Origin of the sequence: Caballeronia sp. LP006 (assembly GCF_031450995.1) — a bacterium.
In the GTDB taxonomy this organism is placed as follows: Bacteria; Pseudomonadota; Gammaproteobacteria; order Burkholderiales; family Burkholderiaceae; genus Caballeronia.
In genome coordinates this window covers 40,518-57,468 of sequence record NZ_JARTVW010000004.1, presented here as the reverse complement: position 1 = coordinate 57,468, position 16,951 = coordinate 40,518, and the positions used below count along the sequence as shown (strand labels likewise).

The window sequence follows — 16,951 nt, the reverse complement described above, 5'->3', positions numbered from 1 at the left end:
GCCGCTTTACGCGGCCACCTTGAAGCGCGATACGCCGGTACGCAGACCGTTTGCGACATGCGTCAGGTCGTCGATGGCCTGAGTCGATTGACGCAACGACTCCGCCGTCTGCTGCGCGGCTTCCGACAATTGCGAGAGCGCCTGCGAAATCTGGTCCGCGCCGGCTGCCTGCGTCTGCATGCCTTCGTTGACCATCGACACGCGCGGCGCAAGCGTCTGCACTTGATGGATGATCTGCGACAGTTGCCCGCCCACTTGCTGCACGTCGAGCATGCCCCGCCGCACTTCCTCCGAGAACTTGTCCATGCCCATCACGCCCGCCGCGACCGAAGACTGAATCTCCTTGACCATTTGTTCGATATCGAAGGTCGCGACCGCGGTTTGATCCGCAAGACGCCGAATCTCGGTGGCCACCACCGCGAAGCCGCGTCCGTATTCGCCGGCTTTTTCCGCTTCTATGGCCGCGTTCAGCGAAAGCAGGTTCGTCTGGTCCGCCACCTTCGTGATGGTCGCGACGACCTGATTGATGTTGCCCGCCTTCTCGTTGAGGATGGCGAGCTTGCCGTTCACCGAACCGGCCGCTTCCATCACGTGCCGCATGGTTTCCTCCATGCGCGTGAGTCCGGCGTGACCCGTGCCCGCGAGCGTCGCCGACTGCTCCGCGACGCCCGACACTTCATTCATTGTGCGTACGAGATCGCGCGCCGTCGCGAAGATCTCGCGTGACGTCGCGCCGATTTCCGTCGTGGTTGCGGCAGTCTCGCTCGCGGTCGCTTGCTGCTCGCGTGCGGTGGCGGCGATTTCGGAGACCGATGTCGTCACTTGCAGCGCAGACTTCTGCGCCTGCCCGACGAGCCCCGTGAGTTCGTCGGTCATGCGGTTGAAACCCGCTTCGAGCGTGCCGAACTCATCGGCGCGCGCGAGGTCGAGCCGCTGCGTGAAATCGCCCGTACGCATCTTGTCGACGACATCGACGAGACGCAGCATCGGCACGGTCAGCGCGCGCATTAGCAGAAAACCGAGCACGGCGGCCGTGGCCAACGCCACCAGCATGATGACGACGAGCGTCGTCTCCGACTTGCCCACCGAATGACGGATGCTCTTGACCGAACTCGCGTTGCTCGCCTCGTTGTAGTCGACGAGCGCGCGCGCCGCGTTTTGCCCCGCTTCCCAGACTGGCGTCAGGCGCGTGTTGAACACCGTGGCGCCGGCTTGTTTCGAATCGATGAGACCGCGCAGCGCTTCGTCCTGCAGCGGCGCGTAAAGCGCGCGCTGATGCCTGAATTCGTCGAAGATGCGGCGCTCGTCTTCTTCGTGGACGGTCGGCGCGTAGTTCTCGATGAGCTTGTCGAGCGTCGCGCGCGTTTGCGTCAGACGGTCGCTATCGCGGCGAATGAGTGCCTCGTCGCTATCGGCGAAGACCAGGCGTTGCGTCACGGCGTAGCTTTCGAGCCAGGCCGCGCGCAGATCGTTGGACAGCGAAAGACCGACCATCGAATCTTCTTCGAGGCTTTTCGCCTCGCGGTCGATACCGCCGAGCAGCGTATAGGACAGCGCGGCCATGACCAGCATCAGGAAGAGAATGACGCCGAAACTCGCCAGTATGCGATGCCGGATGGACAGATGCTTCACGCGATGAACCCTCATGTGTAATCGATCGGCGCGGACCGTATGAAACCGCGTCGGAAGGCGTCACGAGCATTGAATCGTTTGCGGCGCGCGCGTTCTGACTGCGCGCGGCGTCCCACGCACCATGCACGGTATATGCCAGTGCAGTTGACTGGGTTAACGGCTGATTGCGGCGGCGCTTGAGCGGGAGGAATCGAGACGGATCATTTCGCCGTGTTTGAGCACGGTGAAGGAATCGGCGGGCAGGCCCGCGCGGCGCACGGCATCGGCGAGCCGGCGCGGCGGCTCGTCGAGCGGCTCGTCGGTGAGTTCGAACGTGCCCCAGTGGATGCCGATCGCCTTCTTCGCCTGCACGTCCTGGAAGATGCGCACGGCTTCTTCGGGGTCGACGTGCTGGCCGTGCATGAACCAGCGCGGGTCGTACGCGCCAATGGGAATGAGCGCAAGGTCGAAGCCGCCGAAGCGCGCGCCGATATCGCGAAAGTCTGGCGAATAGCCCGTGTCGCCCGCGAAGTAAAACGAAAACGGATGCGCCGCGCCCGCCGGCGTTTTCACCACCCAGCCGCCCCACAGCGTTTCCGCGCGATCGAAGGGCGTGCGCGCCGACCAGTGCTGGCTCGGCACGAACCAGATATCGAGGCCGGCAACATGGGTTTCGTCGCTCCAGTCGAGTTCTTCCGCGTTCTGGATGCCGTCGTCGTTCATCCACTTCTTCACGCCGAGCGGCACCAGAAAGCGCGGCGGGCCGCCCGCCTGCCGGTTGAGCGCTTCGACGCTCGCCTTATCCAGATGGTCGTAGTGATTATGCGAAATCAGCACGATATCGATGTGCGGCAACTCGTCGAGTGTGAGCCCGGGCGGCGTCTTGCGCTTCGGACCCGCGAACGAGAACGGCGACGCGCGTTCGGAGAACACCGGATCGGCGAGGATGTTCACGCCGTTGATTTGCAGCAGCGCGCTCGCGTGGCCGATCCACGTGAGCGTGTTCTCCGTGCGATTGGCCTTGAGCCAGGCGATGTCGGGATGCGCCATCGGAAACCGATAGCCGTTCGCGGGCGGCTTGGGCAGACCCTGCCGCAAGCGCTCCCAGCGCCACTTCAGAAGCGACTCGTGCGGCAACTGGCCGTAGTCGTTCTCGAAGCCGGACGCGGTGTGCTTCGCGTGATGCAACGGCTGCGGCTGGGTTTGCGCATCGGTCTTCGCGGTGCTCGCGCTCGCTGGCTCCTCACTCTGCGCGACCGTGTTGCCGGAGCAGCCGGCCAGCACGGCGAAGGCACATACGACGGCGCGCGGGCCGTGCTGTCCTGCATTGAAAAGGCTCGCAAGGATACGGCGCATGAGTTGACCGGTTGAGCGCATTGGGCTTTAGGCCAGGCCATGCGCGGTTGGCGGCTTCTTAGGCTTCGCTATGAATTAAGCACGCCGGGCAATTGATTCTACGGAATGTAGAAAAACTTGTCTTTTCGCACCGGCAGGTGCTGTTTGGATGAAGCCGCATGTATTCGTCTGCCTTATCCCGCAAGGCGGGACAACGAAATCGACAAAGTAGGCCCGTTTCTTGCAATAAACCGCTCCGAACGTCGGCACAGGCGTCACGAACAATCCAAATAGACCATCGGTGGCGCGCGCTCGTTTCTCATCTAGCAGTTCAGGACCGAGCGCGCCGTACACCGCACTTTCGAAACCGGGGGCCCGATGATGGGCAGTAAACAACGCAGTCACGCTGCACGCACGTTCAATCCGCAACTTTTCTCGATGCACGCCATGCTCGTGTCGCGCAGCGCCTCTCACGTGGCGAGCGCACTGCAGGAGCCCGGGCGCGATGCCGCGCTGGCCGAAGGCGTCGCGGATTTCATCGCCCATTGCGGCCATACGGGCCTCGGGCTCTTCCTCGCGGCAGTCTGGCATTGGCTCGATGAACGCGGCTACTACGACGCGGCCGAACGCGTGCAGCATTACATCGAAACCAGCAGCGTGCCGAAGGTGAAGGCGACGCCGCGTGCAATGCGTGGGCGCGACGCGCGGGTGTGAGGTGCCGTGTACGTTACGTTACGGGCAGACGACACATGGAACGTCCTGGCCGTAACGCTCAGGTTCCAAACCATCCCGCATCGACAAAATAATCGCGCCCCGTGCAGCGCGCCGCATCGTCGGATGCCAAAAAGAGCACCATCCGCGCGACGTGTTCCGGATCGATTCGCTCGTGCAGACACTGCTGCGCAAGAAGCGCGGCCTCGCTGTCGGGCGACTGCCACAGCTTCATCTGACGCGGCGTTCGCACGGCGCCCGGAATCACGGTATTCACGCGAATGCCGTGCGCGCCGAGATCGCGCGCCAATCCGCGCGTGAGGCCTTCGATAGCCGCCTTCGCCGTCATGTAGAGCGTGAGTTCCGGCAGCGCGAGATGCCACGAAATCGAACCCATGTTGATGATCGAGCCGCGCCGGTTCGCGCGCATGCTCTTGGCCGCCGCCTGCGCGCAAAAGAACTGATGCCGCAGATTCACGGCCATGCGCTCGTCCCAATACGCGGCGCTCACGTCGTCCCATCGATGGCGGTCGTCGTTGGCGGCGTTGTTGACGAGCGCATCGAGCGGTCCCGCCGCCGCGATCATGTCGTCGAATATGGCTTCGATGGCGGCCGTATCGCGCAGATCGCAACGGTAAAATTTCGGCGCGTGCTTCTCGCTGGCGAGCGCCTGTTCGAGTTCGCGCGCGTCGGTTTCGGCGACATCGATGAACGACACGCGCGCCCCTTGCTTCGCGAACGCCTCGACGATGGATGCGCCAATTCCGCTGCCGCCGCCCGTCACGACGACATGTCGGTCTACGAGGCTCGGATAGATTGCATAGGCCATGAGCGTCTCCTCTTCAGTGCGAATGACGCGGATTGCCGCGCGTCTCGATCACCTTCAAATACAAGGTCGCGGGCTCGAGACACCCGCCCGTCGACAACTGCCCCACCGTCTGCCGATACAACTCCTGCCACGGCGTTTGCGCGGGCGGCGTGGCGAACGCGGCATGCGTGCGGCGGCTTTCGAGTTCGCCTTCCTCGATCAGCACGTTCACCGAACGCGCATTCAGGTCCACGCGAATCCGGTCGCCCGTGCGCAAGAGCGCGAGACCGCCGCCGACGGCCGCTTCCGGCGACATGTTGAGAATGGACGGACTCGCCGACGTGCCGCTTTGCCTGCCGTCGCCGAGACAAGGCAAGGAATCGATGCCGCGCTTGATCATTTCCGCAGGCGGCGCCATGTTGACCACTTCCGCGCTGCCCGGATAACCCACCGTGCCGCAGCCGCGAATCACGAGAATGCAATGCTCGTCGATGTTCAACGCGGGATCGTTGATGCGCCGATGGTAATCCTCCGGTCCATCGAAAACGATGGCGCGCGCTTCGAACACGTTCTCTTCGCCCGGCTTGCTGAGATAGGTCTTCGTGAAGGCCTCGCCGACCACGGACATCTTCATGATCGCGCTGTCGAAGAAATTGCCCGACAGCACCATGAAGCCCGCGCCGTGCTTGAGCGGATCGTCGGCCGTGCGGATGACTTCGCGGTCGGCAGCGGGCGCGTCGTCCGCGATTTCGCCGATGCTGCGGCCCGATACCGTCCGACACGCGCGCTCGATGAGACCGGCCGCATCGAGTTGCCTGAGCACGGCCGGCACACCGCCCGAGCGATGAAAACTCTCGCCGAGATACTCTCCAGCAGGCATGCAGTTCACGATCAGCGGCACGTCCTCGCCATAACGCTGCCAATCCTCCAGACTCAATTCGATACCGATATGACGCGCAATCGCGATCAGATGCGGCGGGCAATTGGTCGATGCACCCAGCGCCGACGCCACGACGATCGCGTTCTCGAAAGCCTCGCGCGTCATGATCTGCGATGGCCGCAAGTCCTCGCGCACCATGTCGACGATGCGCTTGCCCGTCGCATACGCCATCTGACCGCGCTCGCGATAAGCGGCGGGAATGCTCGCGCAAGTCGGCAGCGACATGCCGAGCGCTTCGGCGAGGCTGTTCATGGAGAGCGCGGTGCCCATGGTGTTGCAATGGCCGATGGACGGCGACGATGCGGTCGTGAGTCGCATGAAGCCTTCGTAATCGATCTCGCCTGCCGCAAGCAGATTGCGTGCATGCCAGATGACCGTGCCCGAGCCGACGCGCTTGCCTTCGTACCAGCCGTCGAGCATCGGCCCGCCTGACAGCACGATGGCCGGCAGATCGACGGTCGCCGCTGCCATCAGACATGCGGGCGTGGTCTTGTCACAGCTGGTCGTGAGAACGACGCCATCGAGCGGGAAGCCGTGCAACACTTCGACGAGACCGAGATAGGCCAGGTTGCGATCGAGCGCGGCAGTCGGACGGCGGCTTTGCTCCGCGAGCGGATGCACGGGGAACTCCATGGGAATGCCGCCCGCATTGCGAATACCGGCTTTCGTGCGCTCGGCAAGCTCGATATGGTGGCGATTGCATGGCGCAAGATCGCTACCCGTCTGAGCGATACCGATGATCGGCCTGCCCGATTGCAGCTCCTCGCGCGTAAGACCGTAGTTCATGAAGCGCTCGACATAGAGCGCGGTCATGTCGGCGTGCGAGGGATCGTCGAACCATTCCTGGCTACGTAGACGGCGAGTTGGATGCTGGGGCATGGGGTTGTCTCCGTGGTTTTCGATTGCGTTATGTTACCGGTAACACGGGCGGGTTGTTTATCGCAGCGTTCGAGTTACTTCGATATGCGCCTAGGCACTCTCGCGCGCCAATACCGAATAACCGACGCGTACCTTCTTGCCCATGCTCTCCATCACTCCGCGATCGCGCGCTTCGATCGCTTCGAGCAGCGTCGCGCCCGTGCGCGAACCGATGCCGTAAGCATCGACGGAAACGGTTGTGATCGACGGCGTGCAGCACATGGCGACCTCGAAGTTGCCGAAACCCGCAATGGCGATGTCCCGCGGCACGCGAAGCCCGCGCCTGTGGCATTCCATTATCGCGCCGAACGCGGACATGTCGCTCACGCACATCACGGCTTGCGTATCCGGCCATGCTTTAAGCAGCGCGGCCATTGCAGGGCCGCCGTGGCTCATCGTGATCGGCGAGTCGCCTAGCCGGATGACGCGGGTATCGTCGAGACCGAACGCCTTCATCTGCGAACGAAAGCCCTTGAGCCGGTCGAGGCCGCGCCTGTCCAGCTCACTCGCGCCACCCAGAAATCCGATGCGTTGATGGCCGCGTTCCGCGAGATGGCGCACCATCGCGCGCGCGGCGCTGACGTTGGAGAAACCGACGGCGGAATCGATCGGCTCGGCGGGCGCATCCCACATTTCCACGACAGGTACGCCTGAGCGGCGCAACAAAACGCGGGCGGCGTCCGTGTGACGCGAGCCGGTCAGAGCGATGGCGCGTGGTTGATGACGCAGCATCGAACGCACGATGCGTTCTTCGCGCTGCAAGTCGTAGTCGGTATCGCCGATCAGCAGTTGCAAGCCATGCGGTTCGAGCGACGCGGACAGACCGCGCACCGTATCGGAGAAGTTGGAGCTTGCGAGCGACGGCACGAGCACGGCAACAAATTCCGACCGCCCGGATGAAAGCGCACCGGCGGCGGCATCCGCTACATAGCCGAGTTCTTCGATGGCTTTCTGCACGCGCTCACGAGTCGCCAGGGCAACGCTGTGTCCCGCGAGCACGCGCGATACCGTCATTTTCGAGACGCCCGCGAGCGCCGCTACATCGGACATGCGGGGCGGACCCGATGGCGCGTCGTCGCTCGGCCTGGCTTGCGAGAAGTTCCTCAATCCACGCGCACCCAGCCATCGGTATGCTGTTCGAGCGTGACGTGCAGCTTGGTCTCGCCCGCTTCGCGATCGGCGGCGGTCAGGTCGGGGAAAGCGCGCTTGATGTCGCGGTCGTCGACCCACGACGCGGGATTATCGAGCTTATAGGTGTAGGTGACGTCCGAACGATGCGCGGTGGGATCAGGCTCTGTCCAACTGACGACCTTGTCGAGCTTGACGTGCGCGTAGCACAGCATCCAGACACGGGAATCGCTGGTGGCGTTCGGGTCGCCAGCCGGACGCGTGGTTTCAACCGCGTACTTTTGCCCTTCGCCCGTCAGGCTATATGCAATGCCATTTTGCTTGGCATTGGCATTGGCGGGCGTCGCCGCGGAGCGCGCGATAAGTCCGCTTTTTTCGAGCGCCGCGAGTTGCTCACGCAGCGCGGCGCCGGAATATTCGTTGAGATCGCGACTCGTATAGGCCGATGGAAATGTGTACGGGCCACGTCCACTGCGATTCAGACACAGAAGTCCGCGATCTGTTTTCATATCGGCGGAAATGGCGTCGCCCAGACTGGACTCGCTCGCATCGTTCTTCTTGCCGCAGGCTGCGAATAGCAGCGAGACGCTCACGGCGGCGATCAACAGACTCGTTCTCATATGCGCTCCAGAGGTCAGCCTAATCGTTCGGCATGGACAACCTTGCGTTGCCATTCTACCGACAGAATCACAGCCTTCGAAGCTTATAACGTGCCTGACTCTAATGGTGCGTTGACGTTGTGTTTTCTCGCGCGCCAACCCCGCAGAAACGCAAAAACCCCACCTGTTTGGGGGGTGGGGTTTTTGTTGCTGCATGAGGAGCCTGACGATTACCTACTTTCACACGGGAGATCCGCACTATCATCGGCGTGGAGTCGTTTCACGGTCCTGTTCGGGATGGGAAGGGGTGGTACCAACTCGCTGTGGTCATCAGGCATGACTTGTTGTCGTGCGCCGGGTGGGCACACAACCAATCCGGGAAGAAGCAGTAAATGTTGGGTGGCGATTGTCGCACACGCATAACTCGCCAGTGGTTCAAACACACTGGTTATAGGATCAAGCCTTACGGGCAATTAGTATCAGTTAGCTCAATGCATTACTGCACTTACACACCTGACCTATCAACGTCCTGGTCTAGAACGACCCTTCAAGGGGCTCGAAGCCCCGGGGATATCTCATCTTAAGGCGAGTTTCCCGCTTAGATGCTTTCAGCGGTTATCTCTTCCGAACATAGCTACCCGGCGATGCCACTGGCGTGACAACCGGTACACCAGAGGTTCGTCCACTCCGGTCCTCTCGTACTAGGAGCAGCCCCCTTCAAATATCCAACGCCCACGGCAGATAGGGACCAAACTGTCTCACGACGTTTTAAACCCAGCTCACGTACCTCTTTAAATGGCGAACAGCCATACCCTTGGGACCGGCTACAGCCCCAGGATGAGATGAGCCGACATCGAGGTGCCAAACACCGCCGTCGATATGAACTCTTGGGCGGTATCAGCCTGTTATCCCCAGAGTACCTTTTATCCGTTGAGCGATGGCCCTTCCATACAGAACCACCGGATCACTATGACCTGCTTTCGCACCTGCTCGACTTGTCGGTCTCGCAGTTAAGCACGCTTATGCCATTGCACTATCAGCACGATTTCCGACCGTACCTAGCGTACCTTCGTACTCCTCCGTTACACTTTGGGAGGAGACCGCCCCAGTCAAACTGCCTACCATGCACTGTCCCCGATCCAGATCATGGACCAAGGTTAGAACCTCAAACAAACCAGGGTGGTATTTCAAGGACGGCTCCACCGAAACTAGCGTTCCGGTTTCATAGCCTCCCACCTATCCTACACAGATCGGTTCAAAGTCCAATGCAAAGCTACAGTAAAGGTTCATGGGGTCTTTCCGTCTAGCCGCGGGGAGATTGCATCATCACAAACACTTCAACTTCGCTGAGTCTCGGGAGGAGACAGTGTGGCCATCGTTACGCCATTCGTGCAGGTCGGAACTTACCCGACAAGGAATTTCGCTACCTTAGGACCGTTATAGTTACGGCCGCCGTTTACCGGGACTTCAATCAAGAGCTTGCACCCCATCATTTAATCTTCCGGCACCGGGCAGGCGTCACACCCTATACGTCCACTTTCGTGTTTGCAGAGTGCTGTGTTTTTATTAAACAGTCGCAGCCACCAGTTTATTGCAACCTCTTCACCCTTCCAGCGCAGGCTGGTTAAGCTACAGAGGCGTACCTTATCCCGAAGTTACGGTACCAATTTGCCGAGTTCCTTCTCCCGAGTTCTCTCAAGCGCCTTAGAATACTCATCTCGCCCACCTGTGTCGGTTTGCGGTACGGTCACTATTAGACTGAAGCTTAGAGGCTTTTCTTGGAACCACTTCCAATTGCTTCGCTTCCGAGGAAGCTCGCGCCACACCCTTGAATTATGTGCCCGGATTTGCCTGAGCACCTTCTCCAATGCAGCGACCGGGACGTCCAACACCCGGACAACCTTCCGCGATCCGTCCCCCCATCGCATCTAACAATGGTGCAGGAATATTGACCTGCTTCCCATCAGCTACGCATTTCTGCCTCGCCTTAGGGGCCGACTCACCCTACGCCGATGAACGTTGCGTAGGAAACCTTGGGCTTACGGCGAGGGGGCTTTTCACCCCCTTTATCGCTACTCATGTCAGCATTCGCACTTCCGATACCTCCAGCACGCTTTTCAACGCACCTTCGCAGGCTTACGGAACGCTCTCCTACCATGCATATAAATATGCATCCGCAGCTTCGGTGACTGGCTTGAGCCCCGTTACATCTTCCGCGCAGGACGACTCGATCAGTGAGCTATTACGCTTTCTTTAAAGGGTGGCTGCTTCTAAGCCAACCTCCTGACTGTTTTTGCCTTCCCACTTCGTTTCCCACTTAGCCAATCTTTGGGACCTTAGCTGGCGGTCTGGGTTGTTTCCCTCTTGACACCGGACGTTAGCACCCGATGTCTGTCTCCCGTGATTGCACTCTTCGGTATTCGGAGTTTGCTATGGCGTAGTAATCCGCAATGGACCCCACAACCATGACAGTGCTCTACCCCCGAAGGTGATACACGAGGCACTACCTAAATAGTTTTCGGAGAGAACCAGCTATTTCCAAGTTTGTTTAGCCTTTCACCCCTATCCACAGCTCATCCCCTAACTTTTCAACGTTAGTGGGTTCGGTCCTCCAGTACGTGTTACCGCACCTTCAACCTGGCCATGGATAGATCACTTGGTTTCGGGTCTACGCCCAGCAACTGATCGCCCTATTCGGACTCGCTTTCGCTACGCCTGCCTTAATCAGTTAAGCTCGCTACTGAACGTAAGTCGCTGACCCATTATACAAAAGGTACGCCGTCACCCCTTGCGAGGCTCCGACTGTTTGTATGCATGCGGTTTCAGGATCTATTTCACTCCCCTCCCGGGGTTCTTTTCGCCTTTCCCTCACGGTACTGGTTCACTATCGGTCGATCACGAGTATTTAGCCTTGGAGGATGGTCCCCCCATCTTCAGACAGGATTTCACGTGTCCCGCCCTACTTGTCGTACCCCTAGTTCTTCCACGCTGTTTTCGCTTACAGGGCTATCACCTGCTATGGCCGCACTTTCCAGAGCGTTCAGCTAACAACACAGATAAAGAGTACAGGCTGATCCCATTTCGCTCGCCACTACTCTGGGAATCTCGGTTGATTTCTTTTCCTGCGGTTACTTAGATGTTTCAGTTCACCGCGTTCGCTTCACTAAGCCTATGGATTCAGCTTAGGATGACCCATTCGGGCCGGGTTTCCCCATTCGGATATCGGTGGATCAAAGCTCGTTTGCCAGCTCCCCACCGCTTTTCGCAGGCTACCGCGTCCTTCATCGCCTGTGATCGCCAAGGCATCCACCACATGCACTTGTTCGCTTGACCCTATAACGAGTGTGTCTGCCAGCATTGCTGCCTTTAAGCCCACCGTCATAGGTTGAGTATTCGCGTTGTGCCGTATTCCAAAGCAATCTTTCGATCACCTTTTCATACTTGATACAATCACAACCCTGATTACCCTACTCACACCCATCTCTAAGTGCTTTCGAATAATCTCTTTACTACTTCTTCCAGATTGTTAAAGAACGACAGCCGATAGCATGATCAAATTCGATCACCTACCCGCGCTGACTGGCTCAATCGCCAATGCGCAACGTTGAACCCCGCGTTCAGCGCTGTGCATTGAGGATTGGTGGAGGATGACGGGATCGAACCGACGACCCCCTGCTTGCAAAGCAGGTGCTCTCCCAGCTGAGCTAATCCCCCCGTGTGTGCCTGACTCAGTCTGCTCGCTTGGTCGTTTTAAGCACCGCTTGCCCGGGTGGTGGGTCTGGTTGGATTCGAACCAACGACCCCCGCCTTATCAAGACGGTGCTCTAACCGACTGAGCTACAGACCCTTAGCCTGTCTTTCTGACAGCCGATAAGCGTGAACACTTGAGTGGGCGAGCGTTTAAGCTCGAGAAAGGAGGTGATCCAGCCGCACCTTCCGATACGGCTACCTTGTTACGACTTCACCCCAGTCATGAATCCTACCGTGGTGACCGTCCTCCTTGCGGTTAGACTAGCCACTTCTGGTAAAACCCACTCCCATGGTGTGACGGGCGGTGTGTACAAGACCCGGGAACGTATTCACCGCGGCATGCTGATCCGCGATTACTAGCGATTCCAGCTTCACGCAGTCGAGTTGCAGACTGCGATCCGGACTACGATCGGTTTTCTGGGATTGGCTCCACCTCACGGCTTGGCAACCCTCTGTTCCGACCATTGTATGACGTGTGAAGCCCTACCCATAAGGGCCATGAGGACTTGACGTCATCCCCACCTTCCTCCGGTTTGTCACCGGCAGTCTCCCTAGAGTGCTCTTGCGTAGCAACTAAGGACAAGGGTTGCGCTCGTTGCGGGACTTAACCCAACATCTCACGACACGAGCTGACGACAGCCATGCAGCACCTGTGCGACGATTCTCTTTCGAGCACCCCAAGCTCTCACCCGGGTTTCGTCCATGTCAAGGGTAGGTAAGGTTTTTCGCGTTGCATCGAATTAATCCACATCATCCACCGCTTGTGCGGGTCCCCGTCAATTCCTTTGAGTTTTAATCTTGCGACCGTACTCCCCAGGCGGTCAACTTCACGCGTTAGCTACGTTACTAAGGAAATGAATCCCCAACAACTAGTTGACATCGTTTAGGGCGTGGACTACCAGGGTATCTAATCCTGTTTGCTCCCCACGCTTTCGTGCATGAGCGTCAGTATTGGCCCAGGGGGCTGCCTTCGCCATCGGTATTCCTCCACATCTCTACGCATTTCACTGCTACACGTGGAATTCTACCCCCCTCTGCCATACTCTAGCCTGCCAGTCACCAATGCAGTTCCCAGGTTAAGCCCGGGGATTTCACATCGGTCTTAACAGACCGCCTGCGCACGCTTTACGCCCAGTAATTCCGATTAACGCTCGCACCCTACGTATTACCGCGGCTGCTGGCACGTAGTTAGCCGGTGCTTATTCTTCCGGTACCGTCATCCCCACCCGGTATTAACAGGTAGGTTTTCTTTCCGGACAAAAGTGCTTTACAACCCGAAGGCCTTCTTCACACACGCGGCATTGCTGGATCAGGGTTGCCCCCATTGTCCAAAATTCCCCACTGCTGCCTCCCGTAGGAGTCTGGGCCGTGTCTCAGTCCCAGTGTGGCTGGTCGTCCTCTCAGACCAGCTACAGATCGTCGCCTTGGTAGGCCTTTACCCCACCAACTAGCTAATCTGCCATCGGCCGCCCCTATAGCGCGAGGTCCCGAAGGATCCCCCGCTTTCTTCCGTAGATCGTATGCGGTATTAATCCGGCTTTCGCCGGGCTATCCCCCACTACAGGACACGTTCCGATGTATTACTCACCCGTTCGCCACTCGCCACCAGGGTTGCCCCCGTGCTGCCGTTCGACTTGCATGTGTAAGGCATGCCGCCAGCGTTCAATCTGAGCCAGGATCAAACTCTTCAGTTCAATGCCTGTTACTGTTTTCGGTTGTTTTACCAACCGGTCGCTCACTCAACGTACTGACGATGATCAATCCGTCTCTCGACAGATAAACCTTCCTCTAATACTGTGTGAGACTTGATAACTTTCGCTAAACGTCCCAACCCCGAAAGGTCAGAACCGCTCGCGCCATCAAGTGCCCACACTTATCGGCTGTTAGTTTTTAAAGAGCATTGCGCTTTGATCGCTTCGCTTGTCTGCTTGCTTTCTTGCGCGCCGTCATTCAACGGGAGGCGAATTATGACTGGCGAAAGACAGCATGGCAACCCCCTTTTCGAAAATAATTTTCGGGCAGCCACTAAGCGATGTTTGCAGCCTTTAGCAAGTTATTCGAAAGACAAAAGCAAAGTGCATGGCTGGTCGGCTTAGAAAGTTAACTTCCAAAGAACGGAACGCAAAAGTCCGCAGGGCCGACACAAGCATTCGACGATGACGATGACGAAGGCGACGCAGCCCCACGATGCACAGTCCCTGACGCCGCGCCGCTCTCATGCATGCCGCCGTATGCCTCATTCGTTTCATTGGTGTTCTGCTGCGCGGCGACCTTTGCTTCCGCAGCCTGAATGTCGGCCGGATAGTTCGTACTGTCGCCCGACCCGACTGAATAGCCCGCTTGCTCGATCTGCACGAGCTCGGCTTTCACCTGCGCGCGAGTGAGCGGTTCGCTCGACCCTTGAGCAAAGGAAAGCGCAGGCGCAGCGACAACGACGAGCGACACGACAACCTTGGCGATGATGTTCATGATGCAAGACTCCGGCAAGAAAGGGTTTGGCTGGATCGATGACGACCCAGGAACCTCATCGAACACGCTCGACTCTCTTGAATCTTCGAGCGCTGAGGCTTCAATTCGTAAACCCGCCCATGCCGGAATCTATTCCCATCGTCCTGCTAAAAACTCAAGCGCGATCAACGCGTCTCTGGAACAAGGTGCACGCGCTTCTCGGTCGCGGCCTCGACGGCCTTACGCGAATAGAGCAGCGGGAAGTACTCGCCATCGAGCCACATCTGCGCGAGATCGCGGTAATGCGGGCTATCCGGATCGCCCGATTCGCCCGGCAGATTCACCGCGCGCGATGCATCCCAATTGCCGACATCGACGATCACGCGAAACGATGGTCCATTGGTCTCGCGGAAATCGCTTGCGCGATACGTCGATTGATTCGGCGTATAAGCACTGCCGCCCTTGCCCATGGGCCCGACGTTGAGCTTTGCGCGCGTGTCGGCATCGACGGCATCGGCCAGTGGATGCGCGTTGAGATTGGTTTGAAGCCCGCCCCACTGCCAGCGCGTGGCGTCGTTGCCTTGCAAGCGCGACATCTCCGCATAAGCGTCGCGCAGGCTCGACAGCAACACGGCATCGCGTTTCGCTTCAGCGTTGTCACCGAAACGCGCGGCCGGATGTTCGAGCGAGTCGAGCATCACGGCCGTGTCCGGCGCACCGAATGAAGCCGCCGCGTCCTTCGGCAAGACAGCTTGCTTGAATGCGCGGCCGAGATGCCGCGAGAGCCAGACCTCTTCGAGCGCGGCCTGTGCCGAATCGGCGCGCATATGCGCATCCCAGCCCTTGAGCATGCCGAGTGCCGCGCGCGTGTCGGCATCGTCGCCGGAAAGAGGCTGCAACAACGCGACGAGACGACGTGCGGGTATCGACACATCATCGTTTTGCAAGCGCTCGGAATCTTCGATCGATACCTTGTCTAGCGACTTCAACACTTCGTCGATACGCTGATGCCGCGAGCCGTTGGTCCATTCGAATCCGAGCTTGCGTTCGGCATAGGGATAGCCCGCCGGCAGATTCATTTCATTCGATGTAGTGAAGTACCCTTGCGACGGGTTATAGACCGAAGGCATTGCGTCGCGCGGCCAGAACCCGGACCATTCATAGCGGCCATCGCCGGGAACGGGCATGAGGCCATCCCAGTTCGGACGAACAGGCGCAAGGCCGCTTGGCACCCAAGCAATGTTGCCTTGCGTGTCCGCATAGACCTGATTCACCGTGGGCGCGCCCCAGGTCGCAAGCGACGACTTGAACTGCGCATAGTTCTTCGCGCGCATGTAGCGCATGGAATCGAAGTAAGGCGACATACCCGGCGAGAGCCATGCGGTACGCACGGCGAATGCGCGATGCTTGCTGTCTTCCGTGTAGATGACGGGACCATGACGCGTGAACAGTAGGTCCGCTTTGACGGGCGCCGCGCCGCGTACGTTGATCGTCTCGTGCACGACATGCATCGGCTCCCATGCACCTTTGTAGCGGTACTGCCGCGCATCGGCGGGGTTCAACTCGTAGACGTAGAGATCTTCCTGATCGATGTTGAAGATCGTGAGACCGTACGCAATGGACCCGTTATGACCAATGGATATGCCCGGCGAGGAAGGCTCGCCGCCACCGATGATATCGAGCGTCGGCGTGCTGATTTGTTGGATATAGCGCAGGCTCGGCGCGGCATAAGCGCGATGCGGATCGTTCGCCATGATCGCGCGGCCCGTCGCCGATTTGCCCGGCGCGACCACCCAGTTATTGCTGCCCTCGGTGATTTCCTCGGGATTGTCGGCAGCGGCAATCATCGAAGTCGAGGCATCCGCGCTCTTGAGCGATTCCTTCGTCACGCGCACGCCTTGCGTCGCCAGCGTGAAGACCTTGAGAACATCGTCGGGCAGGCATGGATCGAGACCCGCGGGCATCTGCGGCTTCCACTGTGGCTGCAAACCGAAGCGCACCGAATCGGCATCGAGCGAACTCTTGCATGCGACGCGCGCACGCGCCACTTCGCTCGTCAAATTACGCGTCAGGCCATGACTGCGGATACGCACGACATCGTCCGCGCCCCACTTCGCGGGCCAGTAACCGACTTTGCGAAACTCATAAGGCATGCGGTCCGGGTGCTCGGCAAGCCAGTCGATATACGCGTTGACGCCTGCTGCAAAGCGCGTCGCGGCCGGCTTGGCATCGGGTCCATAGCGCTTCCATTCGGTCTCCATGTCGCCGCGATAGAGAAAGAGCCGCGTGGCCTTGTCTTGCTCGACATACGCGGGCCCGAAGACTTCGGCGAGTTCGCCAAGCCCGCGACGACGCCATAGATCGATCTGGAACAGACGATCGCGCGCGGCGTTGAAGCCTTGCACGAAGAACGCGTCGCTGTCGTTGGCCGCGTAGATATGCGGCACGCCCCAGCGATCCACCAGGATGTCCGAAGGCTCGGAAAGTCCTGCCACGGTAATCGTTTCGGTGGGGGTATCGTCCGCGAGGGCGGATTGAATGGGAAGTGAGGCGAGCAATGCAGCGCTAAGCAGCGCGGAAATAAGGCGTCTTGCTGGCATGTAACCGTCTCCTGTCGACAAGAGCCGGAACACACGCCTCCGACTCAAGTCTCATGCGAAGCTATTGTTGGATTTTGCGCACGACGCGTGACCATGCGTCGAT

Annotated in this window: 9 protein-coding genes, 2 tRNA genes and 3 rRNA genes; 1 reads left to right on the top strand and 13 read right to left on the bottom strand. The window is 59.3% G+C overall.

All coding sequences use genetic code 11. The annotated features are described in order from the left end of the window. Positions 1–6: 6 nt before the first annotated feature. Both P9250_RS10415 and P9250_RS10410 read right to left on the bottom strand, forming a co-directional pair. Positions 7–1,647: a methyl-accepting chemotaxis protein gene (locus P9250_RS10415; RefSeq protein WP_244828714.1), complete on the bottom strand. Its 1,641-nt coding sequence runs from the start codon at positions 1,645–1,647 to the stop codon at positions 7–9. Between the two features lie 138 nt (positions 1,648–1,785). Beyond that, positions 1,786–2,967, bottom strand: a complete 1,182-nt coding sequence (locus P9250_RS10410; RefSeq protein WP_310392853.1) for an MBL fold metallo-hydrolase — start codon at positions 2,965–2,967, stop codon at positions 1,786–1,788. Between the two features lie 357 nt (positions 2,968–3,324). On the opposite strand from P9250_RS10410, the gene P9250_RS10405 reads away from it, so the two are divergent. Then, complete coding sequence (locus tag P9250_RS10405) at positions 3,325–3,660, top strand: hypothetical protein (protein ID WP_244828716.1); 336 nt, start codon at positions 3,325–3,327, stop codon at positions 3,658–3,660. Positions 3,661–3,718: 58 nt separating this feature from the next. Here the strand turns inward: P9250_RS10405 and P9250_RS10400 are convergent, their stop codons facing one another. The 11 genes from P9250_RS10400 to P9250_RS10350 form a co-directional block, all read right to left on the bottom strand. Continuing rightward, positions 3,719–4,486 (bottom strand): SDR family NAD(P)-dependent oxidoreductase, encoded by a 768-nt coding sequence (locus P9250_RS10400; protein ID WP_250526972.1) that lies wholly within the window; start codon positions 4,484–4,486, stop codon positions 3,719–3,721. Between the two features lie 13 nt (positions 4,487–4,499). Next, positions 4,500–6,284 (bottom strand): IlvD/Edd family dehydratase, encoded by a 1,785-nt coding sequence (locus P9250_RS10395; protein ID WP_310392851.1) that lies wholly within the window; start codon positions 6,282–6,284, stop codon positions 4,500–4,502. Between the two features lie 90 nt (positions 6,285–6,374). Further along, on the bottom strand, positions 6,375–7,373 hold the full coding sequence (locus P9250_RS10390; RefSeq protein ID WP_310392849.1) for a LacI family DNA-binding transcriptional regulator: 999 nt from the start codon (positions 7,371–7,373) through the stop codon (positions 6,375–6,377). Positions 7,374–7,426: 53 nt separating this feature from the next. After that, the gene (locus P9250_RS10385; RefSeq protein WP_310392847.1) at positions 7,427–8,071 is read right to left on the bottom strand and encodes a hypothetical protein; all 645 of its coding nucleotides are present in this window, start codon (positions 8,069–8,071) and stop codon (positions 7,427–7,429) included. A 200-nt stretch (positions 8,072–8,271) separates the two neighbouring features. Then, positions 8,272–8,385, bottom strand: a 5S ribosomal RNA gene (gene rrf, locus P9250_RS10380). Between the two features lie 117 nt (positions 8,386–8,502). Continuing rightward, a 23S ribosomal RNA gene (locus tag P9250_RS10375) occupies positions 8,503–11,383 on the bottom strand. Positions 11,384–11,688: 305 nt separating this feature from the next. Beyond that, a tRNA-Ala gene (locus P9250_RS10370) sits at positions 11,689–11,764 on the bottom strand. A gap of 56 nt (positions 11,765–11,820) precedes the next feature. After that, positions 11,821–11,897 (bottom strand) — tRNA-Ile (locus tag P9250_RS10365). Between the two features lie 64 nt (positions 11,898–11,961). After that, positions 11,962–13,494: ribosomal RNA gene (locus P9250_RS10360) — 16S ribosomal RNA — on the bottom strand. Together the 16S, 23S and 5S rRNA genes with 2 tRNA genes alongside form the textbook arrangement of a ribosomal RNA operon. A gap of 406 nt (positions 13,495–13,900) precedes the next feature. Further along, positions 13,901–14,269, bottom strand: a complete 369-nt coding sequence (locus P9250_RS10355; RefSeq protein WP_244828721.1) for a DUF4148 domain-containing protein — start codon at positions 14,267–14,269, stop codon at positions 13,901–13,903. 164 nt (positions 14,270–14,433) lie between these two features. Beyond that, the gene (locus P9250_RS10350) at positions 14,434–16,848 is read right to left on the bottom strand and encodes a penicillin acylase family protein (protein ID WP_310392844.1); all 2,415 of its coding nucleotides are present in this window, start codon (positions 16,846–16,848) and stop codon (positions 14,434–14,436) included. Between the last annotated feature and the right edge of the window lie 103 nt (positions 16,849–16,951).